Origin of the sequence: Methylobacillus flagellatus KT (genome assembly GCF_000013705.1) — a bacterium.
GTDB classification, from domain to species: Bacteria; Pseudomonadota; Gammaproteobacteria; order Burkholderiales; family Methylophilaceae; genus Methylobacillus; species Methylobacillus flagellatus.
This window is the reverse complement of record NC_007947.1, coordinates 2930651-2956694: the sequence shown is the minus strand read 5'-3', so window position 1 is coordinate 2956694 and position 26044 is coordinate 2930651. Positions and strand designations below refer to the sequence as shown.

Here is a 26044-nt window from a genome sequence, read left to right as displayed (position 1 = left end):
TCTGCGCCTGATGATTGGATGAGGCTAATGCCTAGCATTGGTCGAGACCAGCTAACTAAAGGCGCGGCAGCCGTTGAGGCGCGATCCCGCAGAATTTAAGTATAGATTGAGGATACCAAGATGAGTCAAGGTAAGGTTGTTCAATGTATTGGTGCCGTGGTTGACGTAGAGTTCCCACGTGACCAGATGCCCAAAGTATATGACGCACTGATTCTGGATGAAGATTCACCCACAGTGGAAGCGGGCCTGACCCTGGAAGTGCAACAGCAATTAGGCGATGGCGTGGTACGTACCATTGCCATGGGCTCCAGCGATGGCTTGTCCCGCGGCATGAAGGTAAAGAACACCGGCAGTCAGATTCAAGTTCCCGTAGGTCATGGCACACTGGGCCGTATCATGGACGTACTGGGTCGCCCTATTGATGAGGCTGGCCCTATCGAGGCTGACGAAAAGCGTTCCATCCATCAGAAGGCACCGACCTTCGAAGAGCTCTCTCCTTCCGTTGACCTGTTGGAAACCGGCATCAAGGTGATTGACCTGGTCTGTCCGTTTGCAAAGGGTGGTAAGGTTGGCCTGTTCGGTGGCGCGGGTGTGGGCAAGACCGTGAACATGATGGAACTGATCAATAACATCGCCAAGCAGCACAGCGGTTTGTCCGTATTCGCCGGTGTAGGTGAGCGTACTCGTGAAGGTAACGACTTCTACCATGAAATGAAGGACTCCAACGTTCTGGACAAGGTAGGCATGGTGTTCGGTCAAATGAACGAACCTCCAGGCAACCGCCTGCGGGTAGCGTTGACCGGCCTGACCATGGCTGAACGGTTCCGCGACGAAGGCCGTGACATCCTGTTCTTCGTTGACAACATCTATCGTTATACCCTGGCAGGTACCGAAGTATCCGCATTGCTGGGCCGTATGCCTTCGGCCGTGGGTTATCAGCCTACCCTGGCGGAAGAAATGGGCCGCCTGCAGGAACGTATTACTTCCACCAAGGTGGGTTCCATCACTTCCATTCAGGCCGTTTACGTGCCTGCGGATGACTTGACCGACCCATCCCCAGCCACCACGTTCTTGCACTTGGACTCTACCGTCGTGCTGTCGCGTGACATCGCAGCATTGGGTATCTACCCTGCTGTTGACCCATTGGATTCCACTTCCCGTCAGCTGGATCCGCAAATCGTCGGCGAAGAGCATTACAGTGTGGCGCGCGCAGTACAATCCACATTGCAGCGCTATAAGGAATTGCGTGACATTATCGCGATTCTGGGCATGGACGAACTGTCTCCAGAAGACAAGCTCGCTGTGGCCCGTGCGCGTAAGATCCAGCGCTTCCTGTCCCAGCCTTTCCACGTGGCTGAAGTCTTTACTGGTGCGCCCGGCAAGTATGTGCCACTGAAGGACACCATCAAGGGCTTCAAGGCCATCGTCAACGGTGAATACGATCACCTGCCGGAACAAGCGTTCTACATGGTAGGCTCGATCGAAGAAGCGGTTGAGAAGGCCAAGACCCTCAACTAATTCCGCAAAGCGAAGGATAGGACGATATGGCATCGACAATACACCTGGATGTGGTGAGCGCGGAAGAGTCCATTTTCTCTGGCGAGGCGGAATTTGTTGCAGCGCCCGCGAAATTGGGTGAGGTAGGGATATATCCCAACCACGCTCCTTTGATCACCACCATCAAGCCAGGCGTGCTGCGCGTTAAGGTTGCCAACGGTGGTGAGGAGCAGGCAATCTACATTTCCGGCGGGCTGCTGGAAGTGCAGCCTGGCGTAATTACCGTGTTGGCGGATACCGCGATTCGTGGCCACGACTTGGATGAGGTCAAGGCGATTGAAGCCAAGCGTGCTGCCGAGGAGGCGTTGAGAAACAATGCTTCAGGGGTGGATTATGCACGTGCGCAGGCTGAGCTGTCAGAGGCGCTGGCCCAATTGCAGACCATCGAGCAATTGCGCAAGACGACGCATTAACCCTACGGTATTGCCTCCAGCCTTTAAGCAATTGGGCTCGGGCGCTTTCACTACCTGTGACGGCCCATTTGCTCTGTGCCTGAATACAAAGCCGTGCAGGAAGGCAGCCAATTGGCTGCCTTTTTTCATTTATACTTATTGTACTGCTTGAACCGGATTTCACACTTGTCACTCCCGACTTATTCCAAACTCAATATCGTCATCCTTGCCGCCGGAAAAGGCACGCGCATGAATTCCAGCAAACCCAAGGTGCTGCATGCTTTGGCTGGCAAGCCCGTGTTGCAGCATGTGCTGGATACTGCCAGGAGGCTCAACCCCAGCAGCATCATTGTCGTTTATGGTTTTGGCGGTGAGATAGTGCCGCAGGCATTGCCGGCCGATGACATCATCTGGGTGAAACAGGCAGAGCAGCTCGGCACGGGACATGCCATGCAGCAAGCCCTGCCCTATCTTGAGCCCGATGCTAGGACGCTGATCCTGTTGGGGGACGTTCCCCTGCTCACACAGGAAAGCTGCACGCAGCTGCTGACGCAGCAAGCTGCACTGTGCTTGCTTACCGTCAGCAAGGACAACCCTTCAGGGTATGGGCGTATCGTGCGCCAAGGCGACGCGGTGAAGGCGATTGTCGAGCATAAGGACGCGGCGGAGGCACAGCTTGCTATCCGTGAAGTGAATACCGGCATCATGGCAGCGGAAAACACATGGTTGGCTACATGGCTGCCGCGTCTCGATAACCGAAATGCCCAGCAGGAATACTACCTGACGGACATTGTCGCGATGGCAGTGGCGGATGGGCAGGCTGTGGCCGCCGTGCAAAGTAATGATGAATGGCAAGTTGCGGGAATCAATTCCAAGCAAGACTTGGCCGCACTGGAGCGCGTGTACCAGGGGCGCTATGCGGCAAGGTTGTTGGCCAAGGGGGTGACATTGGCAGACCCTAGCCGTATCGACGTCCGTGGCGAGCTGACAACGGGGCGTGATGTCGAGATTGATGTGGGATGTGTGTTCGAAGGTCAGGTTACGCTGGCAGACAATGTGCGTATCGGGCCTTATTGCGTCATCCGCGATGCCACGATTGGCGCCGGCACGACATTGGCAGCATATACCCACATTGATGGCGCCACCTTGGCAGAAGATTGCCGCATCGGGCCTTATGCGCGGTTGCGTCCAGGCACCGTCCTCTCAGACCATGCGCATATCGGCAATTTCGTGGAGCTGAAGAACGCGCAGGTCGATAGCGGGAGCAAGATCAACCACCTGAGCTACGTTGGCGATGCCACGGTAGGCAAGCAGGTGAATATAGGCGCTGGCACCATTACCTGCAATTACGACGGCGTGAACAAGTTCCGCACGGTGATTGAAGATAACGCATTCATCGGATCCGATAGCCAACTGGTTGCGCCCGTGACTATCAAGGCTGGCGCTACCATTGCGGCAGGATCGACCATTACGGAGGATGCACCAGCCGACAAGCTGACCATGTCGCGCGTGCGTCAATTCACGATAGAAAACTGGAAACGCCCTGAGAAAGTGAAGAAATAAGATGTGTGGCATCATAGGCGCCGTTGGTGCGCGTAACATGGTCCCCGTCCTGGTGGAAGGCCTCAGCCGCCTGGAATACCGTGGTTATGACTCCGCAGGAATCGCGGTGCTCAGCGAAGACAACCGTATCCGCCGCGTGCGTGCGGTCGGCCGCGTGGCGGAAATGCAGGGCAAGGCTCAGTCGGAGAACCTGACCGGGACGCTAGGCATTGGCCACACACGCTGGGCAACACATGGCGGTGTGACCGAATCCAATGCCCACCCGCATATTTCGCGCGGGGAAATTGCCGTGGTGCACAATGGCATCATTGAGAATCACGACGAGCAGCGCCAACGCCTGCAAGCGATGGGCTATGAATTCGAGTCGCAAACCGATACCGAAGTGATTGCACACTTGATTCATCACTATCTTGCCCAGGACTTATCGTTGCTGGATGCAGTCAAGCATGCCGTCAAGGAGCTGACCGGGGCATTTGCGATCAGCGTATTGTCGATTCATTATCCAGGCAGGATGATCTGCGCGCGGCAGGGCTGCCCCTTGCTGATCGGGCTCGGGGAGGGCGAGAACTTCATTGCCTCAGACGTTTCAGCCGTGTTGTCTGCCACCCGCAACGTGATTTACCTCGAAGATGGAGATGTTGCGGATATTACTAAAGACCAGGTGAGGATATTCGATGCGGCAGATCAACTCGTGGAGCGCACCGTCCACCGCAGCGATCTTTCGCTGGCCTCTCTGGAGCTGGGCCCCTACGCCCACTTCATGCAAAAAGAAATTCACGAACAGCCGCGAGCATTGACCGATACGCTGGAAGCCATCATCGATGACAATGCATTCAGTCCGGCCCTGTTTGGTGCTGAAGCGGCAACAGTGTTCAACGAGGTGGACAGTATCCTGATCCTGGCGGCAGGCACGAGTTATTATGCCGGCCTGACGGCAAAGTACTGGCTGGAAGGCATTGCGCAATTGCCGACCTCCGTAGAGATTGCCAGCGAGTATCGTTACCGCAAATCGGTGCCCAACCCCAGGCAGCTGATCATCACCATTTCCCAGTCGGGGGAAACGCTGGACACCATGGAGGCGCTCAAGCATGCCAAGTCGTTGGGGCAACATCTTACCCTGGCGATTTGCAATGTCCAGGAAAGTGCCATTCCAAGGGCATCGCGCCTCGTCCTGTACACCCGCGCTGGCGCGGAGATTGGCGTGGCGTCCACCAAGGCATTCACTACCCAGCTGGTGGCCCTGTTCACACTGGCTGCGACCTTTGCCAAGCAGCGCGGCTTATTGAGCCAGCAAGAGGAGCAGGCCTACATTGATGAGTTGCGCCATTTGCCTGGTAGCGTGCAGTATGCGCTCAATCTGGAGCCGCAGATCCGCGAATGGGCCAAGGCATTCAGCAACAAGTACCATGCCCTCTTCCTCGGGCGCGGCATGCACTACCCCATCGCGCTGGAAGGGGCGCTCAAGCTCAAGGAAATTTCCTATATTCATGCCGAAGCGTATCCCGCCGGCGAACTCAAGCATGGCCCGCTTGCCCTGGTGGACAAGAATATGCCCGTGGTGGTGATTGCCCCCAACGATGCCTTGCTGGAAAAAGTGAAATCCAATATGCAGGAAGTGAGTGCGCGCGGCGGGGAACTATTTGTCTTTGCTGATGCTGACAGCAATTTTACTGCCAGTGAAGGTGTGCACGTGATCCGTACGCCGCGTCATGTAGGCGTACTCTCCCCAATCCTGCATACAATACCTGTACAGCTGTTGGCCTATCACGCAGCGCTGTTAAAAGGTACAGATGTGGATAAACCTCGTAACTTGGCGAAATCCGTGACGGTAGAGTAATGATCCAATTGCAGAAGCATTATTTATTTTATCGGATAAGCTTCTTAACAGTGTGAGTACACTATTTGAAATTGCTAAACATTGATCGCATCAATAAAACCGGTCAGTAGCATAAATCACTAGAAGGGCTAGAAGAACTAGAAGAACTGCGAGGACTAATATCATTGCCAACTTTTTCATGAAGCTTAGTTTATTAAATACCACGCCTTCTGCTTCCCTTACCCTTCTCTCTTCATCAAAATGCCATTTAATAGAAAAATACGCTCCAATACCTAATACAATAAGCTTAAAAGCTCCAGCAAAGTATGGAAAGGAGTTGGCCCAACTACCATTCATTATCTATCTCCATCAAATTCAATATCGATTTTGCGGCAGCATAATCTAAAGGTTCATGTTTAGTGCGTACCCAAAGTCAGGCGTTCTAGCTAGCGCAAGTCTACTGCCCGCGCTAGCTGTCCACAACTCTCTTTGCAATTCCTGTAGTGATGGTGGTTCGCTAAATTAGCAAAAGCATTGGCACATTTATGTCCACAACTGAGTTACAACCATTATGATACTTTCCCTACATGTAGAGACATAACATGAGTGATCAAAATCACATCCTGGTGGTAGATGATGACCACGAAATACGTGAGCTTCTCACCGACTATCTTCGCGACGCGGGTTTCCATGTTTCAGAAGCCGCCAATGGGCGCGAAATGTGGCGGGTGGTGAACAAGGAACCGGTGAACCTGATCGTCTTGGACTTGATGCTGCCGGGAGAGGACGGGCTGAGCCTCTGCAGGGAGGTGCGCGCACAAGGCGATCTCCCCATCATCATGCTGACTGCGAAAGGTACTCTGGTGGATCGCATCATTGGCCTGGAAGTCGGAGCGGACGATTATCTACCGAAGCCGTTTGATCCACGCGAGCTGTTGGCGAGAATCAAGGTGATCTTGCGCAGAACCCGTAACGACAGGAATAAGGCTGCTGTTGCTGATGAGTTTTCCTACATCAGTTTTGAAGGCTGGCGTCTTGATACCCATGCAAGACAGATGTTCTCCCCGGAAGGTGTGGTGGTCTCGTTGGGCAGCTCTGATTACATGGTATTGCGTGCCTTGCTGGAGCATCCCAACCGACCGTTGAGCCGGGACTTCCTGGTTGAGCATGTCTACGGCAAGGAAAGTCATGCGATGGATCGCTCCATTGATGTCTGCATCAGCCGCCTGCGTCACCATATCGAAGCAGACACACGTAACCCAACCATTATCCGGACCGTGCGCAATGCGGGTTATATGCTGGCAAGCCAGGTCAAGCACGAAAAATGAAATGGCTGTGGCCAGCCTCGCTTTTTGGTCGCCTGGTCATTGTGCTCGTGGCCGGCACCATGACGGCCCAGGTGTTGACAGGATTCATCTGGTACGACATGAACTACGGCAAGGCGCTGGAAATTCCCACTCGCGTACTTGCCGCCAAACTTTCCGACAGTATCAGCCTGATAGAAATCAGCAAAATTGACGATGAACGCCTGCTGCTCAACAAACTGAGCAACTCCATGTACCGGTTATCGACCGTGAATGCTCCACCGCGCCTCAAAACCCTGAATACGCGCGACCGTGCAGTGGAGCTTTTGTTCAAGCACGTGTTCGAGCAGGAATTCGGCCGTTCGCTGCCTATTCGTATCTGGGACATCGACTTGCATGATGACCATGGCAAGGAGGCGGGATGGCTGGATCTGTTCGAATCTCACTACCCTTCTGCGCACTTTGTCCTCTATGTGCAGCTTGACAGTGGAAAATGGCTCCAGCTGGATGCCTATGAAGGCCAGGCAGGCATGAGCGTGGCGCCTATCATGGACTTGTTCGATTACCTGTTCCGTATTTATTTCATCCGCATCATCGTGATCGTGGGCATCGCATTGTTTGCCGTGCGGCAGATCATGCGGCCGTTGAATCGGCTGGCCGCTGCTGCAGAGCGCCTGGGACGCAATATCTATAGTCCGCCACTGGATGTGGACGGTCCAACGGAGGTGCGCCGCTCCGCCAAGGCGTTCAATCTGATGCAGCAGCGGTTGATCGATACGGTGACAGAAAAAACCCGCTTCCTGGCTGCAATCTCGCATGACCTGCGCTCACCCATCACTCGCATGCGCCTGCGTGCGGAGCAAATCGACAAGCCTGCGTTGCGAGAAAAGTTCCGCCGGGACCTGGAAGATATGGAGAGCTTGATTTCTTCTACGGTAGACTACATGCGCGGGGTGGAGGTGCATGAAAACCGCCATCCCATCAATATCAATGCCATGTTGCAAAGCTTGCAGATAGATGCCATCGAAGTCATGGACTCACCCGAGCGGCTGCGGATTGCCATACGCGATCAGGGCCCGGGCATTCCCGAGCATTTACTCAATCAGGTGTTTGAGCCGTTCTACCGGGTGGAAACTTCCCGCAATGCGGCAACAGGCGGTTCTGGCCTGGGGTTGAGCATTGCCAAAACCATTGTGGAAGCGCATGATGGAAAAATCCATCTGCGCAATATGGATTCTGGGGGGCTTGAAGTAGTGGTTGACCTGCCAAGACAGTTTTTCGAACCCGCTGCAGAATGAAGTGGGAAATCATGGGGGCTGTTACATGACTCCCATGATCATTCGGCCCATTCGGGATGACAATCAATAGCTTGTGGTGAAAAGAATGAGCAGCACAAATATCTCTGATCGGGGCTTGAGCATTGCCACGCAGATCGACATGCTGAGTTTTGCGATCAACCGGATTCGGGAGATTGTGCTTGTCTGTGATGCCGATGCCAGGATTTGCCTGGCGAACCTGGCCGCCTGTGAGGTATTGGGCTACAGCGAGAAGCTGCTGCTGCAGATGTCTGCGACCGATATTATCACCCACCTTGATTCCGTCGGCTGGAAAAACGATTGGCGGCGCCTCCAGCAACAACATGTTATGGTTCAGGAAACCAGCCTGCGCAATCAAGCAGGCGATACGGTTCCGGTAGAAATCCAGTCCAATTATTTTGTTGATGCCGACCAGGCTTACTGCGTATTGCTGGGTCGTGACCTTACTGCCCGTTTCGATATGCTGGATAAACTGCAGGAGCAGGAACTGCAATATCGCCAGCTGGTCATGAACTCTCCTGATATCTTCATCCGTTATGATCAGGATTGCCGCCGGATTTTTCTCAGTGACGGCTACGAAGCGGTTTTCGGGGTGCCCGCTGCTGAGGCGTTAGGGAGGAAGCCGACGGAAGTCTGGGGCCGCCCCATGATGCGTCCCGAGGATTTTGAAGCCCGCTTGCGCGAAGTCATGCGGTCGGGAGAGGAACAGGAGATCGAGCTGGAGTGGGTAGGAGACGAGCACTACGTCTGCCAATCGCTGCATGCTGTGCCTGAGCGCAATGTGAAGGGGGAAATCAAGGGCGTCCTGACAATCACCCGGGATATTTCGCATATTCGCCGCGTTGAGCGTGAGCTGAGGAAGCGGGAAAGATACCAAAGCGCCCTGATCGAGAATTTCCCCTTCGTGGTCTGGCTCAAGGACCTGAATAGCAAGTTGCTGGCTGCCAACAGCGCTTATGCCGAGTTTGCCGGCGTGGCTTCTAAGGACGAGCTGGAAGGAAAAACGGATTTTGACCTGTTTCCCCTGCAGGATGCCCGCACCCATGTGGAAGGGGATAAACGCGTGCTGCAAAGCGGCCAGCCTTCTCATTCAGTCTTGCAGGTGACCAAGAGGAACGGCGAAAAAGCCTGGATAGAAGCATACAAGTCTCCAATGGTGGTAGACGGCAAGGTCATGGGAACGGTCGGGTTCTTCCGTGACATCACCGATATCAAGCAGAACGAAGAAAAACTGATCCAGCGCGAACGCGAGTTGCAGTCGCTGATCGACAATACGCCTGATACCATCATTCGCTACGATCTCAATGCGCGCAGGCTGTATGTCAATACACCCAAATTGAAGCGCATCGGTATCGAGAGCGGTAGGCTGATCGGCACGACGCCCTCTGAGTATCCCGGGGGTGAAGCCTATATGAAATATGAGGAAAAGATCAGGGGCGTCATCAATAGCGCCACCCCGGACTTCCTCGAGCTACACGGCAAGGCTGACAATGGCAACACCTGGTTCATCCACGTGCGCATCGTGCCAGAATTCGGGGAACAGGGGCAGGTGATTGGTGTGTTGGCGGTTGAACGCGACATTACCGAGCTGATGGAATATCGCGAGCGTATCCACTACCTGGCCTACTACGATGCGTTGACCGGTCTGCCGAACCGTACCTTGTTCGCCGATCGCGTGAACCAGGTATTGGCGGATGCCAGCTGGCATGAGCAGCGCTTCGGCCTGATGATGCTGGACCTGGACCGCTTCAAGGAGGTCAATGACACGCTCGGACATCAGGCTGGCGACGACTTGCTGGTGGCGGTGGCCCAGCGGCTCAACGCTTCAGTGCGCAGCTATGACACCATTGCCCGCCTAAGCGGGGACGAGTTTGCGATCTTGTTACCGGAGCTGCGCAACCCGGACGACCTGGCCACGATTGCCAGGAAAATCAATGACGAGATCGCCAAGCCGTTTCTGATCCACGACAAGGAATTGTTCATCTCCACCAGTATCGGCATTGCGATCTACCCGGATGACGGCGATGACCGTGCAACGCTTTTCAAGAGTGCCGATGTGGCGATGTATCACGCCAAGAACTATGGTCGCAACAATTACCAGTTCTATTCCCGTGAACTGGGCTCCAAGGCTTCGGAATACATCATGCTGGGCGCTTCCATCCGGCAGGCGCTCAAGAATGCCGAGTTCGAATTGTTTTATCAGCCCCAGGTCGACCTGATGAGCGGAGAAATCGTGGGCGCCGAGGCACTGCTGCGCTGGCGCAATCCGCAACTGGGCGTAGTAATGCCCGATCGCTTCATCAAGGTAGCGGAGGAAAGCGGCCTGATCGTTGAAATCGGGGAATGGGTGTTGCGCGAGGCATGCAGTGCCGTGGTCTGCCTGAACCGCTACCGTCCCGACGACCATCCGCTCAGCATGGCGGTCAATCTATCGTCGCGCCAGTTCCTCTATAACGACCTGCTGGCTTCGGTGAAAGACATCCTCGCAGAAACCGGATGCAAGCCGGAATGGTTGAAACTGGAAATTACGGAAAGCCTGCTGCTGGAAGATAGCCAGGAAATCATCAGTACGCTCAGCACGTTCAAGGAAATGGGCATTACCATTTCCATCGACGATTTCTGCACTGGCTATTCCGCCATGAGTTACCTGGGCCAGTTCCCCATCAGCCAAGTCAAGATAGACCGTTCTTTTGTGCGCGATATTGCCGCCAAGCAGGACAAGCTGGAGTTGATTACCGCCATCATCCGCATTGCGCATGCATTGCGGCTGGAGCTCGTGGCTGAGGGGGTCGAGAGCAAGCAGCAAGCCAACTTGCTCAAGATCCAAGGTTGCACGATTGCGCAAGGGTATTTCTTCGGCAAGCCGATGCGCTTGCGCCACTTGAAGTTGATCTTGGCTGAGGAACACGACCTGATGCAGTAAACGTCCTGTTCCCGGAACCGAGAACGGGAAGGGTTGCATCGATGCAATACCATGCCATGATGAGCTTTATTATCATCGATTGCGGTTTTGCAGCAAGGATTCCTCTCTTACATCCTTTCAAGGCACAATGCGCTTGCCTGCGCGTCCTCGCTGGTGGGGCGCCGACCAGCTGCGTGAACCCCGCCTTTCCTTACCGTAGTTTGGCCTGATTGCCAATATCTACCGCCGCCGCAAGCTTGGCGGAGTGTCCTCTGCATTTGTCCAAAGCCGTAGCGTCCTGTCCCTAGGAAACCCCCATCACGCTGGAAACCTTGGTCGAAATTAATGGTCTTCTTGTTGGTTTGCCATACGAGGGACGCAAGGCGTCTTTGTGATCCCAGCTGGGTGTATCGACAGTCTAAGACGATGATTGTCCAGGCAGTGGGTGCAATATTGTGCCGGAGGAGCATAAGTCCATGGGGACTGATTCAGAAAAAGCGATTCCCCCGAAAGTCAGCCGTGCAGCGGCAGAATGGCTGGTGGAGCTGCACTCCGGCCAAGTGGGCAAGGAAGTGCGCGAGCAGTGGCAGGCCTGGCGCGCAGCCCATCCGGACCATGAGCGTGCATGGCAGCATATCGAAATGCTGGGCGAGCGATTAGGCGGCCTGTCTTCCTCGCTTGCCCACGCCACGATGGCGCCCCGCGGCTCGCTCAGGCGCAGGCGTGCCATCAAGACACTTGCCATGTTGCTTTTTGCAGGCGGCAGCGCCTGGGTCGTGCAGGAGAAAACGCCATGGTGGCAGCTCAGCGCTGACTACAGCACCGGTATTGGTGAGCAGAGGCGCATAGAGCTGGAGGATGGTACCGTCGTGGATCTCAACTCCTCCAGCGCCATCAATGTGGCCTATACCCAGCAGCAACGCATCCTCATGCTATTGCGTGGCGAGATGCATGTGGCGACTGCATCCGAATCGGCCACGGCTCGCCCGTTCCTGATCGCGAGCGATCAAGGCAGCGTGCGTGCTTTTGGCACCCGCTTCGTTGTGCGCCAATTGACCAATGAAAAAGATAGCCCGATCAAGGTCGGAGTACTGGAAGGCGCAGTAGAGGTTGCCCCGAGCGAAATGCCAGCAAGGGTGAGGTTGCAGGCTGGGGAGCAACTATCCTTCACACGGCACATGGTGACACCGATTGAGCCCGTGATTCCGCATGATACGGCATGGCTTCAGCGCATGCTGGTGGCAGATGATATGCCGCTGGGCGAATTTCTGGCCGAGCTCAGCCGCTACCGCAAGGGAAGCCTCGGTTGCGATCACAGCATCAAGCACCTGAAAGTGAGTGGTACATATCCGCTGGATGATACCGACAAGGTGATTGAGATGTTGCAGCAGAGCTTGAATCTGCAGGTCCGCATGCTGACCCGCTACTGGGTGCGCCTGATGCCCCCGGCGGCATAACTTCCGCCACTTCCAAGCCCGATGCACACTATTGGTGCTCCGTGTCCTTTGCACCCGGGGCGTTGTCCACTCAAGAGTCGTGGTTTCTTTACTCCGCAATATCGGGCGATTGTGTGGCTCATCAATACAATATGCTTCTTGGATTGATGTTTCACCCCATGAATTTCCATTTCCTCGTGATGTGCTTCAAGAACCGCAGATTCACCGGCCTTGATCCAGTGATTGTGGTTGCCATCGTCATTTCGCACAAAAGTTGTGCCTCAAACGTGCATGCGCACATATTTGGTGCTTTTGATAATATTCTCAATAACTCTGCGGAGAGTTCAGGCCATCATTCCCGTCATGTAATCCCTTGTTTTTAAATTGGATACATGAGAGGGGGAAAGGTAGAAACGGAGCCAGGGCCGCTAGCAAGTTTTGGTATGGTAATTGCTTATAAATAAGCCCGGCGAAAGTTGGGGTGCTTGGAATGACAAGCGAGCAAGACAATATACCATGCTGTGGTGCAGGTATAGCAATGCTGCATCAGACATTAATGAATTTGCTGGAGAGGTAGATGAGCGCACTCAAGGATCCACAGAGCGAGAACACGTTTGGCTTGTATGACAGTTCCCTGGATAAGGATAACTGTGGCGTTGGTTTCATTACCCGCAAGGACGGGGTACAGACGCACGACGTACTGGTCAAAGGGCATGAGGCTTTGTGCACGATTCCGCACCGTGGCGGCATGTCCGCCGAAGGAGTGGGCGACGGCGCTGGTGTCTCCATCGATCTTTCATTGCCGTTTTTTCGTAGGCTGACCGGCCAAGCACTTGAAGCGGGCCGTTTTGGTGTCGGCAATTTCTTCCTGCCCAGCGATGCATCAGCTTATCCCCGTGCCGAGCAGATTATCCGTCGTGCCTTGTCCGAGAAGGGTTTCGATATATTGCTGGTACGCGATGTGCCAGTAGACAATAGCGCCATCCGCCCTGCTGCCGTTCGCTATCAGCTGCCCATCCAGCAATGGGTGTTTGCGGCTCCTGACGATATTGATGTGCAAGAGTTTGATCGCCGTATCTACAAGGCGTTGCTGGTCATCGAAGAGCAGGCTTATACCGATGCTGGCCTGAGTGGGCTGTATCCGCTGTCGATGTCTGCACATACCCAAGTGCTCAAGGGTCGCCTGAATTCCAACGAGGTGATTCCATACTTCCATGACCTCGTGGAAGAAGATCATGCCGTACACACCATGTATTTCCATACACGGTTTTCTACCAATACCGACCCCCATCCGAGCATGGCGCAGCCGTTCCGCATGATGGCCCACAACGGTGAGCTGAATACTGATCGCAAGAACCGCATCGCCGAAGCCGCGCTTGCTCGCGCGCGCAATGGCAAGATTTTCCGTCCCAAGGGCCAGTCCGATAGCTCACGCCTGGATCAGACACTGAACAGCCGCCTGATGGACGATGGCCTGGACCTGGTCACGGCCGTGGTTTCCATGATGCCGCCGGCGTGGGAGAACGATCCCACCCTGCCTGACAACGTCAAGGCCATGCTGGAGTATTTCTCTCTTTATGAAGAGAAGAATGACGGCCCTGCCGCCCTGATCTTTGGCAATGGCACCGTGATAGGTGCGCGCCTGGACCGTCTTGGCCTGCGTCCCCTGCGCAGTGTCGAGACGCAGGAATACCTTTGCGTGATGTCCGAAGCCGGCCAGATCAACTTCCCGCCGGAAAGCGTACTGCGCCGTGGCCGTATCGAGGCCGGCGGCATGCTGTATTACGATCACAGCGAGAAACGTTCACGCGGTACGCTGGAAACCCTGGAAATGCTGGCTGCCAAGCGCGATTATCCCGCCCTGCTCAAGCAGGCACGGGCGACGCTGAAACAATTGCCTGAGGTACCGGCCGAAGTGGCGGGTTCTCCACAGCGTTACCATGGCGACCTGTCGCTCTACCAGCGCTTCGTTTCCTATTACTACAACCAGGAAAGCTTCAAGTTCATGATGGACCCGATGCTGGCAACCGGGGCAGAAAAGATCTCTGCCATGGGTTACGGCAATGCCATCAACGCCCTCACGGATCATGAAGGGGGTGTGGCGCATTATTTCTCGCAGCGTTTCGCACAGGTCACCAATCCTCCTCTCGACTCCATCCGTGAGGCCGACGGCATGACCCTGCGTGTCGCGTTGGGCGCCAAGCCCAACATGAACAAGGGCAAGGGTCGGCAGATCGTGATCGACTCGCCTATCCTCAGCCATCTCGACATGCTCAAATTGCGCGAGCAGACGGAGACGCCGTACCGATGCTTCGAGGCGTTGTACACGCCGATAGTCGGTAATGCTGCAGCCAACGAAAAGGCGTTGGAACAAGCCATCGATGCGCTTGCAGACGCTATCGTCGAATTTGCACGTGAAGAGGGCGGCATTGCCGTGATCTCCGATCGGCACGTATCGTCTACCCAGGCTGCCATGCCGTTGTTGCTGGTGGTCTCTGCCACCAACCAGCGCCTGATCGATGAAGGCTTGCGCCTGGATGTATCTATCGTGGCTGAAAGCGGTCAGATCGTATCCTCCCACCATGTAGCCGCTGCCTTGGGGTTTGGGGCCTCTGCCATCTATCCGCTGGGCGTCCAGCTGCGCGCCGAGGAAAAGTACGGCGCGGAAGCCGACAAGGCGTTCAAGAAATACGCCAAGGCGGCTGAAAAGTCCCTGATGAAGACCATGGGCAAGGTCGGGCTTTGTACTGTCGAAAGTTATATTGGTGGTGAATTTTTCGAGCCGAACTTCCTCAATACCAATGACCCGGTGTTGCGGAAATACTTCCCTAACCTGAAAACGCCGGTTGGCGGAGCCGATTTTGCCGCCATCGCGAAGATGGTCGTCGACTGGCACCAGGAAGCGCAGAAAGTGACTGACGAAAACAGCGTGCCGCTGCTGGGCTTGTTCAAGGAGCGCTCCGAAGGCGCGGGCCATTCCTTTGGCACTATCGCCGTGCGCGGGTTTGTCGAGATGACGGAAGAAAAAATTCATTTCGACAAGCAAGGCAAGCGTGCTGAAGACGATTTCCTGCGCCTGATGACCTTGTCCAAACTCGAAGACGCGTTTTCCTTCAAGAAAGGCGAGGCATTCAGCGGTAGTTTCGACCGCCTGAGCGCCGAAGAGATCGATAACTTCGATATCACATCAAGCTATCGCAGTTTTTCGCACATGATGGCGGAGGAGCGCGCCAAGCGCCCGTCTGCCTTGCGCGACGTGCTGGATTTTCCGGCAGACCTGACTGGCCTGAAGACTGCCGATGAGTTCCGTGCGGTATTGGCCCGCTATGCCCTCGTGGGCAACAATAGTATTGCCGTGCGTGGACTGGAAGTTCAGGAGCTGGGCAACGCACGTTTCAACCTGCGCCTCACTGGCCCCCTGGCGGAGGATATTTCCCGCTTATCCAGCCTGGGGCAAGCCCTGGTGGCGCATTTTGGCAAGGATATCAGCGGGCACTGGCTGGAAAGCGGCGTGCTGACTGTCGAGGCTGCTGGCAAGGCTGCAGATTACTTCAGCCTGCTCTGCCCCGCCCCTGCGAGCGTGCCGTTGGCCGAGGTGCAGCCTGCCAGCGAAATTACCCGCAGCTTTGCTTCGGGCGCGATGAGCCATGGCGCATTGGTAGCGCCCGCGCACGAGGCGGTAGCGCACGGCACCAACATGGTGGGCGGCATGTCCAACTCCGGCGAAGGCGGCGAACATATTTCCCGGTATGGGACGATTCGTGCGTCACGGATTAAACAGCTTGCCTCTGGCCGTTTCGGCGTCTGGGCAGGCTATCTGGCAGACCCGATGCTGGAAGAGCTCGAAATCAAGATTGGCCAGGGCGCGAAGCCGGGCGAAGGCGGCCAACTGCCGGCGCCCAAAGTGACGGTCGAGATCGCCGCTGCACGCGGTGGCACGCCGGGCGTGGAGCTCGTCTCTCCGCCGCCGCATCATGATACGTATTCAATCGAGGATTTGGCGCAGCTGATTCATGACTGCAAGGCAGCGCGGGTGCGGGTGATCGTCAAGCTGGTGTCTTCCGAGGGTATTGGCACGATTGCCGTGGGCGTTGCCAAGGCAGGCGCCGATGTCATCAACGTGGCTGGTAATACTGGCGGGACCGGGGCAGCAGCCGTGACCAGCCTGAAATATACTGGTCGCGCTGCCGAAATCGGCATTGCTGAAGTGCACCATGCACTGTGCGCGAATGGCTTGCGCGACAAAGTGATCTTGCGTTGCTCTGGCGCGCATCAGACCGCGAGCGATGTAGTGAAGTCCGCTATGTTGGGTGGCGACAGCTTCGAGTTCGGTACCACGGCCCTGATGATGCTGAAGTGCGTCATGGCGAAGAACTGTAACGTCAAGTGTCCCGCTGGCCTTACCACCAATGCTGAGGCATTCGACGGTGATCCGCGGGCATTGGCGCAATACCTGCTCAACGTAGCGCATGAAACCCGTGAGATTCTTGCCTCGATCGGCCTGCGCTCGCTGCGCGAGGCGCGTGGTCGCAGCGACCTGTTGCAATTGCTTGATCATCCTGCCAGGGTTGGTCAGCTCGACCTGCGGGCGATGCTGGCTGTGGTGCCTGAAGTCAAGATCGAAAACCCGGTTTACATGGAGAAAGACTTCACCCTGGACGACGCCTTCATCGACGTATTGCGTCAGGCACTGGTGACTGACAAGCAGTCTGAAGTCCAGCTCGGCGAAGGCCGCAGGCTGAACAACTGTAACAAGACCGTGGGCGGGCAGCTTGCAATTGATATCGAGCGCTTGCTCAACCATGAGCTGACTGAGGAAGAGGCGTTGCGCCTGCCCGCCGTTGTCATGGACAAGCGTGGCCGCCGTTTCCTCAAGCCGGAGAGCGTCAGGGTCAGCACCAGCGGTTCAGCAGGCCAGTCCTACGGCGCATTCTGCAACGATGGCATGGTGATGCATCACAGCGGCACCTGCAACGATGGCGTCGGCAAGGGCCAATGCGGCGGAACAATCATTGTGACTTCGCCGGGCGGTGGTTCCGAGCAGGCTGGCGGCAATGTATTGGTGGGCAATTTTGCGCTGTTCGGCGCAACGGGCGGCCGCCTCTTCGTCGAAGGCCAGGCGGGCGACCGCTTTGCCGTGCGGAACTCCGGCGCGACCGCAGTGGTGGAAGGCGTGGGCGATTTTGCCTGCGAATACATGACGAATGGCGCCGTGCTTAATCTGGGCGCATTCGGCAAGGGTTTCGGCAATGGCATGAGCGGCGGCTTCGCCTACCAGTACGACCCCTATGGCGAGCTTTCTCGCAAAGTGGCAGCAGATTCGGTATTGCTGGGCAGCATCGCCGACGATACCGAAATGGCGCAGGTACACAGCCAGGCCATTCAGCTGCTGTTGCAGTGGCATCTTGAGGCTACCGGCTCCAAGCGCGCCGCCTGGCTGCTGGAAAACTGGGATGCCGAGCGCCAGAACTTCGTCTTCGTGATGCCACGCGCGCTCTTGCTTTACCAGGACAGCGATGAAATCCTCAAGGCGAAACCCCGCAAGGAACTGCTCGAGGAACTGTCTTCCGCGCTGGCTGCTTTCCAGGTGCGAAAGTTCAAGCTGGCTTACCGCGATGGCAAGCCAGTAGCGGGCGGCAAAGTGCCGAGCCACGGCGATGTAGACAGCGAGGAAATGTTCGAGCTGCTCAATAACTATACTGTGCTCAACATGGCGCAGCAGGTGGCGATGGCCAAGGTGTCCAATGCGCAGTCGGTGACGGACCCTGCCGTGCAAAAGGCAGTACGCAACCTGTTGCTCACCGAGGACTTCCTCCTGATGCAGAAGCTTCAGCGTTATGCACGCGAAGCGATTGACGGATATAGTGACCAGGAGCTTGCCGTGCTGATTGCGGACAAGCGATTGCGGGATTACAAGGCTGCCCTGAGCCAGCGGAACATTCTTTCCATGGACAGTCCCGGCACTTATGGCTGGATCATTCACCAGAGCCTGAAGAACAGCACCCTGCTTGGTACCCTGCCCAGCTTGGAAGCCTTGTTTGCGAAAGCTTCCATGCAAGAGCTCGTGACTACGCTAAAATCCAATTAAGACTATACTAGTAGTTTGACTCATGCCGTGCCTGGTGCACGGCATGTATTTATTGACGACCAGATAATGAAGATTCCTTACATTCCCGAAGATTCACCGTTCAATCAAGACCAGAAAGCCTGGCTCGCCGGCTTTATGGCAGGCCTGCAGACCCGGCTGCTCGATACCGGCAGTACCAGCAGTGGGCGTGGCAAACCGCCAATCTATATTCTTTATGGTTCGCAAACCGGCAATGCAGAGGGGCTGGCTGCGACGGCTGCCAGCCATGCCAAGCAGCATGGCCTGGAGCCTATTGTGAAGGCGCTGGATGAAGTCGAGCTGGAGGACTTCGCCACCATGCGCCGGGTATTGATCGTCACCTCCACCTATGGCGAAGGCGAAATGCCTGACAACGCCCAGCTATTCTGGGAGGCACTGTCGTCCGAACATGCCGAGCGGCTTGAAGACATGAGTTTCGGCGTGCTGGCAATCGGTGACACGGGTTACGACGGCTTCTGCGAAGCCGGCAAGAAACTCGATACCAGGCTGGAGCAGCTGGGTGCCAAGCGCCTGCTGGCACGCGTGGATTGCGACGTGGATTATGAAGAGCCCGCCACCGCCTGGATCGAGGCTGCCATGCCCCTGTTTGCAGCAGTGGAAGGCGGACCGGACGAAGTGGCTGCATCGCCTGCTGCCGCAGCAGATACTTCCCCGCCTGCGGCATCCGCTTATAACCGCAAAAATCCATATATCTCTACATTGGCAGTGAACCGCCGCCTATCCGGTCAGGGTTCGGGCAAGGAAATCCGCCATTACGAATTCGATCTGGGCGATAGCGGTATTCACTACGAGGCCGGTGATGCCCTCAATGTGGTGCCGGAGAATAATCCTGAACTCGTGAGCTTGATTCTGCAACGCCTGAATGCGAAGCCAGATGCCGCGGTGGCCAAGCATGACCGACCCCTGGTAGATTTGCTCACACGCGGCTTTGAGATATCTACGCCATCGCGCGAATTGATCGCGGCTGTCGAACAGCGCGCTGGCAATGAAGAGCTGACCCGCCTGGTGCAAAGCGGCGACAAGGCGGCCTTGGAACATTGGCTTTGGGGCAAGGACATCCTCGACCTGTTGCAACTGAATCCGTCGATGAGCCTGAGCGTGGATGAATTCTTGAGCCTGCTCAAGCCACTGCAGCACCGTGCCTACTCGATTTCCTCCAGCTCGCTGGCGAGTCCCGACCGTATTCATCTCACCGTTGCGAGCGTGCGTTATGTCTCTGGTGGTCGGCAGCGTGGTGGCGTGTGCTCCACCTTCCTGGCAGACCGGGTGAAGGAAGGCGGACAGGCTGGCATTTTCCTTAGCACCAACAAATCCTTCCGCGTGCCGGCGGACAAGAACGCTCCCGTGATCATGGTGGGGCCAGGGACAGGCATTGCGCCGTTCCGTGCCTTCCTGCAGGAGCGCCGGGAATCAGCAGCGCCTGGTCGCAACTGGCTGTTCTTTGGCGACCAGACGCGCGCGCATGATTTCATCTATGAGGATGAGCTTACCGAGATGATGAAGCACGGCGTGCTCAACCGTCTCGACCTGGCCTTTTCACGTGATCAAGCCGAGAAAATCTATGTGCAGACCCGAATGAGGGAGAATGGCAAGGAACTCTACGCCTGGCTGCAGGAAGGCGGCTACTTCTACGTGTGTGGTGATGCTAGCCGCATGGCCAAGGATGTGGACCAGGCGCTGCATGATGTGGTCGCCGAACATGGCGGCCTGGATGCAGAGGGGGCGGCAGCCTATGTCAACCAGCTCAAGCGCGAGAAACGTTACCTACGCGACGTTTACTAGGCAACAAGATGCAGACAAGAACGGGGCTTCATGCCCCGTTTTTTCTGATTTTCCACTGACTGCACCAGCCTGTTTTGATGTGCACTGCTCAGGGGTATCAGTTCATGCTTGCCTGTCATGACGCGCATTTTTATTCAAGAAAGCCGGGCCACTACGTAAACCCTAACTGCGTTTTAAGGTTGACGCGATAAGGCAAGACAGGATGGTCCGGCGGGATTTGGTGTATAGTCACCTCCTGATTAATTCCTGTTCTCACCCAGTATGTCGTCCCGTAGTGCCCCATTCATCACCCCCGAACACCTGAACAATATCAGTGCGGAAGAGCTGAAGCGCCGGCTGGCGGGCGACCCCTTTGAGGCCGTGCAATGGATAAAGGCATTGGCTGAGCGAGGAGAGGCCGAGGCCCAGGTATTGCTTGGCCAAGCCTATCTGGACGGGTATGGCCTGGAGCCAGACCCCAGGCAGGCCAGGATCTGGTTTCGCAAGGCGGCGGAAGCGGGTCACTTGCTCGGAATGAACATGCTCGGGCGTGCCTACGACCAGGGCTGGGGCGGCCCGGTGGATCATGCTTGCGCTGCATACTGGTTCCGCACAGCAGCCAACCAAGGGCTGGATTGGGGCATGTATAACTATGGCCACCTGCTGCTACATGGACTCGGTGTGGAAAAGAATGAGCGCGAAGCGTTCGACTGGTATAACAAGGCTGCCGAATTAGGGCATGCCAAGTCGCTGGGGGTCGTTGGCAGGTTCTTCGAGGAAGGCTGGCTGGGGGAGCGGGATCAGGAAAAGGCCTTCGATTACTACCGTCGCTCGGCCGAGGCGGGCGATTTTCGCGGGCAGTATAACTATGCTTTGATGCTGTCGGAACGCGGACAAATGGAAGGCGCGCTTCAATGGATGCGAGAAGCCCTTGGGAATGCCCACATGGCATTTACCCGTACCATGGCTGCCAACTTGCTCAAGCACCCTCACCCCGTTTTATATCAAGTAGGCATGGAAGCCCTGCACAAATGTGCTCTGCGCGGCAATGCGCACGATGCTTACGCATATGCCAAATTCCTGCTAGCTCAGGGAGCGGGTAATATCGCCAACCTCTCATTGGGGCGCTGGTGGCTGCGCTGTGCGGCCCGGCAGGGCCATACGCAGGCGCAACAGGAGGTTGACTTCCATATCAGCTTGAGCTGATGCCTTTCTTTCTGGTTCAGCGAAAATACTGGAAAGAAAAAGTTCCCGACGCACACTTGGTAAATCAAAACAATTTGCATATGTTAATAATAACATTTATCATTTTGGTTCCTAATTAATCGATGGCGGACACGTTCATAGTGACTGCCCAACCAAAAGGAATTAAAAATGATCAAGTATTTGGTAGGTTCTGCCGCATTGGCAGTGAGCATGCTGGCGCCTATCGCGCAGGCGAATGACACTGCTTTGCCATTTGTGGATGTGGCGGATTCCGTCGAATTTAATGGTTGGAATCAGCTGGTTGGCTCCGTAGTGACGGGAGCTCAACTTGCAGCCGGTTATGGTGCCAACGTCGCGGGTTCGGGCGATGCCGTACTGACTCGTATCGCAGGCACGGCTTATCCTGCAGGGGGCGGTTTGTATGAATGGAGCAGTCCGTTCTCCACTTTCACCCTGACTGACGCCACAGTCGCAGACAACCTGACTTCCGTCGTATTCCAGAGCCATAGTGCACCTGGTGGCACAGGCAAGGGTCTGTATGATGTTTCCCTGAGCTATACCGTTGACGGTGTGGATTACCTGGCTGCTCTGGTTGATGGTAATGCACAAGCGAGTGCTTACAAGTATTTCTCCTGGGACTTGAGCGATGTGACCGGTATCGATGCCATCAAGGTGACATTCTCTACTGAAGCACATGCCAACTCCTTCGCATTCCAGCTTGACCAAGTGGTCGCGGCAGTTCCAGAGCCTTCAGAATATGCGCTGTTGCTGGCTGGTCTGGCTTTCGTTGGTTTCGCCGCACGTCGTAAGCAGCAAGCCTAAGCACTTCCAAGTGCGTTGAAAGTAAAACGGCAACCTTTTGGGTTGCCGTTTTTTTGCATCATGGATGTAGAGCCCACTGGAAAATAAAAGCCCTGACAAGTCAGGGCAGTAGCCAGGATTTATTGCAATTTTCGGGGGGAATGACAAATGTGACCAAGCTACGAAGCTTATATTAGTCTGGTTATGTGATAGTTAAATTGTAACTTCGTGACTGTTTGATGACAGAAGGGAATTAATAATCCCCTATTGCAAATGTTGTTGACAATGATTTTCATTTAAATCATGATGGGCACATACATTCTTGGCACTCTAACTTTCTCCGCCAATAATGTACTCTTAAAGGCTAGCAGATTCTGCTGGCCTTCTTTTTATGAGGGTTCAGCATCTCGGCATTACGCGTCAGCCGAATGATGACCTCATGTTCCTTCAAGCCACGGCCGGCACACGTAAAAAATTTATCAGGGACTTGATTTTGCTGGTTGGCATCCTCAGTACGGTACTGGCGCACATCGGTGAGATCGATGGGAAAGACATGAGGCGTTGAATCTGGCTAACCCCCTCTGGCGTGCCGCACACTGGTGAGCCGTTGATCATCCGCTGTAGGCACTGATTGAACAGTGTCGGCGCCTATGTTTAAATCGATATATGCCTGACCAGTGCATATGCCGAGTAATGATTTGAGACGAGGTGCCAACCATGAGCCAGACCTTCCATCCTTTTTCCGAATTGTTTGCTCAGCTTGGTCTTCCCAACGATGAAGTAGGCATCCGCCGGTTTCTCGCCGAACACTCTCCCCTGCCCCATGATGTTGCATTACCTGATGCCCCGTTCTGGACGCCAGCGCAAGCAACCTTCCTGCGCGAAGGCTGGTTGCAGGATGCCGACTGGGCCGAAGTAATCGACCAACTCAACATTGCTCTGCGTCCGGTTGACAGCTAAAGTTGTAAGCGCACGAGTACAAATTCATCCGCGCATCATGGTCTAGCGCCGGGTCGATCAGCTCGGCCGGGCAAAGAATGTGTATCAATTCTTGGCGATCTGCCCAAACGTGGGGGAGCTCTTTCTGGCTGGTCTGTCTTTCCGCATTCCACAGAGGCTAAGTGTCGCAATGCCTTGCCTTGGATGGCGGCGGGCCCATCGTCAACTCACCCTCAACTCCCGCCCGGAAGAAATGGAGGAATGCTGGGCAATGACATAGCATGCTCCTGATGAAAGTGATTGCATGGAAGATTGACTGAGAAGGGGTGAGATAACTAGATAGAGATAATTGAGATAAGTGGGATAAAACGAAACTATGTGGGATGAAACGGGACAGCCCAGTTAAAAAGCATTTTCATATAGTGAAAATAAACTGGGCCAAAAATTAAAGCGCAGGAATTGAGTGTAATGCAATCAAACGAGCTACTTCAGTTTCATATTCTTGAGGATGAACTGCATCATGAGACACGTAAATCAGATATTCTTTACCATCATAAAAAAAATTCTTTGAAACATAAGGATATGTTTCATTATTAAGTGAAAGATTCATCACAGCCAATGGCTCTGGCAAATCAAAAATATGGTCATTAAATGGACCACCGAAAAATAAATACTTCATGACCTCTCCTATAAATCTAAAGCGCCTTGCCTTCTGGCTATTTCCTCACGCTTAACAAATTCCAGTATACGATAAATATTCTGAACTGCCATTTTGTACTTACGGGCTAGTTCGCGGTGGTTGTTGCCATTGAAGTCTTTCCAGATTTGCAGGTCACGCTCAGACAAGCCAGCACGCTTGTATTTAGGGAAGTAGATAATTTGGCCGCCCCATTCGTCGCACATCTTCTGAGCGATCTGGCGCGACATCTCTTCGGCTTGGTCGGTGTTGTGGCCAACCGCCAGCAGCAGCTCCTTATTGAACCTGATGAAGTCATCCAGGAACTCGCCAGCGACGCTGTGCTTGTCCTTGCGCATGTTACTTGGTCACCCTACTGATCCAACTCTTTAACGCTTCCGCCATATGAGTGGCTTGATTTTTGTCCAACCACTTATGATGGCCGACGCCGTATTGACGCTTGGTGAATGCAGCAATGGCTTGCTCGGATGGATTCTTGACTGCACCCAGCTTGTGAAGGTTGAGCCACAAGGCGCGGATAAGAGCGACTTCATCGCTATCACGCTTCATAGTTGTGGTTGTACGGGCTTTCTTAGCGGGCTTGCTTATCCATCCCTTGGATTCAAAGTGCTTCAACACCTTCTGAAGCTCCAGCCAATCCAAGTCTGCTGCTGATGTCTTGCCCTTGCAGAGATTACTGAGTATAAGTTCATAGGTGTCGTCATCCAGGCCAAGCTCTTTCTTGGCAATGTGGATTTTGGCGAGGGCGTTGTTGCGGTTATAGTTGGGTTTCATCTAAGCACCTGGAGTTGATCAATGCCTGGAAAGCTGGAAATGCATGACATCGAAATGGCAGAAGGCAGAGAACTGGATGAGCGTATAGCAAATGCCTGCGAGCAAGACTTACAAATTCTGCTTAATAAACGAAACTTAAAAGAAGATCTTCGGAACAAGATTACTAACGAACTTATTAAGAAAACACAGATCAAGACTGATACTGCACGCCATCTTGCAGAAAGCTCGCATAAATTAACAAAGGCAACTTTATGGATTGCCGGAGCCACATTATTGGTATCAATCATTGGTGTTTGCATAACTTTACTCAAGTAAGCCAAGCTTTTTCATTGCCTGCGCCAGCACCATCGACATATGCGCTGTTCCCTTTGGGCGCGGAATGGGTAGATCATTGATCCAATCCCTTACCTTGTGCAGATCGCTAGTGGCAGTAGGATGCTGGTCGGTCAGCGTCCCGAGTTGTTTTGAATAAGCGGCATATTTCATTACCTTGGCTTTCTTAGCCTCAATGCGAGTACTTGATGGTGCATAGCCAAAGTCAGCGTGCTGATTAAGTAATTCAATCATGGCCATCAAGTCATCTATCTCCACATGCATTCTTTGCGCATTGGTCAATGGCTGGCCTGGAAATACTTCATTCATTCCAAAGCGATTCACTTTGGAACACATTTGCGCAATCTCTCCACATTCCTCACCGGCAACAGTAAATAAATGCTCTACTAAATTCATGCTCGGCCTCGTTTAGGTGCTTGCCATTGATAGTCAGGAGCCTGGCAATAAGCGATCACCTCATCCAGCCCGGCAACGACGATGCGCCACTTGTGACTTTCACCAGCAATGGCGGCAATCGCAGCGCTATGTTCCTCCAATTGCTGCATCTGTTCCTTGGTCATACTGACAAGGACATTGCGCCAGGCTCCCGAGCTATTTACCTGTAGGTTGAATTTGTCCATATACATTCCTCATCAAATGGTGGGATGGCTGCACGACTGCTCCGATGGCGGCATTAGTTCCTGGTCTGCACCAAGACTCAGCTGACCGTGCCGTTCTGCCTTAAGCAACTTGGTATCCGCCTGCTCACACGTATAGGTCTCTTTGTGAGCCACCCCATAAACCTTCCCCTGCAGCACGCTCCAAGAACGCGCTGCGAGTGAAGGTCTAGCCGTTGACCGCGTCTTTCAGCGCCTTGGCTGCGCTGAACTTTGGCGTCTTCTTGGCTTCGATGGGGATGATTTCGCCTGTTCGTGGGTTGCGGCCAGCGCGTGCGGCACGCTCTGTCACGCTCAGCTTGCCGATGCCTGGCAGGGTGACTTCGCCGCCTCTGGCAAGCTGCTCCTGGACAACGCTGCCCAAGGCGTCAAGGATGCTTTCGGTCACTGCCGCAGAGGTGTTTGCAGGCTTGATCAGTGCTACTAATTCGGATTTCTTCATGATGTGGTTTACCTTTCTGTGG

Annotated in this window: 21 protein-coding genes; 14 read left to right on the top strand and 7 right to left on the bottom strand. The window is 54.7% G+C overall.

All coding sequences use genetic code 11. The annotated features are described in order from the left end of the window. The first annotated feature begins 120 nt into the window (after positions 1-120). The 4 genes from atpD to glmS all read left to right on the top strand — a co-directional run bounded on the left by atpD (position 121) and on the right by glmS (position 5349). Positions 121-1518 carry a F0F1 ATP synthase subunit beta gene (gene atpD, locus MFLA_RS14010; protein ID WP_011480960.1) on the top strand — a complete coding sequence of 466 codons (1398 nt, stop codon included), beginning with the start codon at positions 121-123 and terminating at the stop codon, positions 1516-1518. 26 nt (positions 1519-1544) lie between these two features. After that, a complete protein-coding gene (locus tag MFLA_RS14005; protein WP_011480959.1) occupies positions 1545-1970 on the top strand; it encodes a F0F1 ATP synthase subunit epsilon in 426 nt (141 codons plus the stop codon). 228 nt (positions 1971-2198) lie between these two features. Continuing rightward, complete coding sequence (gene glmU, locus MFLA_RS14000; RefSeq protein WP_048812025.1) at positions 2199-3512, top strand: bifunctional UDP-N-acetylglucosamine diphosphorylase/glucosamine-1-phosphate N-acetyltransferase GlmU; 1314 nt, start codon at positions 2199-2201, stop codon at positions 3510-3512. Between the two features lies 1 nt (position 3513). After that, positions 3514-5349 carry a glutamine--fructose-6-phosphate transaminase (isomerizing) gene (gene glmS, locus MFLA_RS13995; protein WP_011480957.1) on the top strand — a complete coding sequence of 612 codons (1836 nt, stop codon included), beginning with the start codon at positions 3514-3516 and terminating at the stop codon, positions 5347-5349. A 90-nt stretch (positions 5350-5439) separates the two neighbouring features. Here glmS and MFLA_RS13990 read toward each other — a convergent pair whose 3' ends face one another. Continuing rightward, complete coding sequence (locus MFLA_RS13990) at positions 5440-5685, bottom strand: hypothetical protein (protein WP_011480956.1); 246 nt, start codon at positions 5683-5685, stop codon at positions 5440-5442. A 245-nt stretch (positions 5686-5930) separates the two neighbouring features. Between MFLA_RS13990 and MFLA_RS13985 the strand changes: the two genes are divergently transcribed. The 9 genes from MFLA_RS13985 to MFLA_RS13935 all read left to right on the top strand — a co-directional run bounded on the left by MFLA_RS13985 (position 5931) and on the right by MFLA_RS13935 (position 23141). Further along, entirely contained in the window at positions 5931-6656 is a 726-nt protein-coding gene (locus tag MFLA_RS13985; RefSeq protein ID WP_011480955.1) for a response regulator, read from the top strand. Further along, on the top strand, positions 6653-7930 hold the full coding sequence (locus tag MFLA_RS13980; protein ID WP_011480954.1) for an ATP-binding protein: 1278 nt from the start codon (positions 6653-6655) through the stop codon (positions 7928-7930). The genes MFLA_RS13985 and MFLA_RS13980 overlap by 4 nt, the downstream gene beginning before the upstream one ends. Positions 7931-8015: 85 nt before the next feature. Beyond that, a complete protein-coding gene (locus tag MFLA_RS13975) occupies positions 8016-10871 on the top strand; it encodes a bifunctional diguanylate cyclase/phosphodiesterase (protein ID WP_011480953.1) in 2856 nt (951 codons plus the stop codon). Between the two features lie 455 nt (positions 10872-11326). Continuing rightward, positions 11327-12307 (top strand): FecR domain-containing protein, encoded by a 981-nt coding sequence (locus MFLA_RS13965; RefSeq protein WP_011480952.1) that lies wholly within the window; start codon positions 11327-11329, stop codon positions 12305-12307. A 556-nt stretch (positions 12308-12863) separates the two neighbouring features. Further along, positions 12864-18374: a glutamate synthase-related protein gene (locus MFLA_RS13955; RefSeq protein ID WP_011480950.1), complete on the top strand. Its 5511-nt coding sequence runs from the start codon at positions 12864-12866 to the stop codon at positions 18372-18374. 66 nt (positions 18375-18440) lie between these two features. Next, positions 18441-20195 carry a sulfite reductase subunit alpha gene (locus MFLA_RS13950; RefSeq protein ID WP_011480949.1) on the top strand — a complete coding sequence of 585 codons (1755 nt, stop codon included), beginning with the start codon at positions 18441-18443 and terminating at the stop codon, positions 20193-20195. 261 nt (positions 20196-20456) lie between these two features. Then, a complete protein-coding gene (locus tag MFLA_RS13945) occupies positions 20457-21380 on the top strand; it encodes a tetratricopeptide repeat protein (RefSeq protein ID WP_011480948.1) in 924 nt (307 codons plus the stop codon). Between the two features lie 168 nt (positions 21381-21548). Beyond that, positions 21549-22202: a PEP-CTERM sorting domain-containing protein gene (locus tag MFLA_RS13940; protein ID WP_011480947.1), complete on the top strand. Its 654-nt coding sequence runs from the start codon at positions 21549-21551 to the stop codon at positions 22200-22202. A 696-nt stretch (positions 22203-22898) separates the two neighbouring features. Beyond that, positions 22899-23141: a DUF2789 domain-containing protein gene (locus tag MFLA_RS13935; RefSeq protein WP_011480946.1), complete on the top strand. Its 243-nt coding sequence runs from the start codon at positions 22899-22901 to the stop codon at positions 23139-23141. Positions 23142-23565: 424 nt separating this feature from the next. Here the strand turns inward: MFLA_RS13935 and MFLA_RS13930 are convergent, their stop codons facing one another. Genes MFLA_RS13930 through MFLA_RS13920 form a run of 3 tightly spaced genes read right to left on the bottom strand, consistent with a single transcriptional unit; the run spans position 23566 to position 24591 of the window. Beyond that, entirely contained in the window at positions 23566-23799 is a 234-nt protein-coding gene (locus MFLA_RS13930; protein WP_048811782.1) for a hypothetical protein, read from the bottom strand. Between the two features lie 8 nt (positions 23800-23807). Further along, positions 23808-24155, bottom strand: a complete 348-nt coding sequence (locus tag MFLA_RS13925) for a Mor transcription activator family protein (RefSeq protein WP_011480945.1) — start codon at positions 24153-24155, stop codon at positions 23808-23810. A 1-nt stretch (position 24156) separates the two neighbouring features. Continuing rightward, positions 24157-24591 carry a gp16 family protein gene (locus MFLA_RS13920; RefSeq protein ID WP_011480944.1) on the bottom strand — a complete coding sequence of 145 codons (435 nt, stop codon included), beginning with the start codon at positions 24589-24591 and terminating at the stop codon, positions 24157-24159. 21 nt (positions 24592-24612) lie between these two features. On the opposite strand from MFLA_RS13920, the gene MFLA_RS13915 reads away from it, so the two are divergent. Continuing rightward, complete coding sequence (locus tag MFLA_RS13915; RefSeq protein WP_011480943.1) at positions 24613-24906, top strand: hypothetical protein; 294 nt, start codon at positions 24613-24615, stop codon at positions 24904-24906. Here the strand turns inward: MFLA_RS13915 and MFLA_RS13910 are convergent. The 3 genes from MFLA_RS13910 to MFLA_RS13900 all read right to left on the bottom strand — a co-directional run bounded on the left by MFLA_RS13910 (position 24895) and on the right by MFLA_RS13900 (position 26022). Then, positions 24895-25320, bottom strand: a complete 426-nt coding sequence (locus MFLA_RS13910) for a hypothetical protein (protein WP_011480942.1) — start codon at positions 25318-25320, stop codon at positions 24895-24897. The two genes, MFLA_RS13915 and MFLA_RS13910, sit on opposite strands and share 12 nt — an antisense overlap. After that, a complete protein-coding gene (locus MFLA_RS13905) occupies positions 25317-25544 on the bottom strand; it encodes a hypothetical protein (protein WP_195742029.1) in 228 nt (75 codons plus the stop codon). The genes MFLA_RS13910 and MFLA_RS13905 overlap by 4 nt, the downstream gene beginning before the upstream one ends. 205 nt (positions 25545-25749) lie before the next feature. Then, the gene (locus tag MFLA_RS13900; RefSeq protein WP_011480940.1) at positions 25750-26022 is read right to left on the bottom strand and encodes an HU family DNA-binding protein; all 273 of its coding nucleotides are present in this window, start codon (positions 26020-26022) and stop codon (positions 25750-25752) included. Positions 26023-26044: the final 22 nt, after the last annotated feature.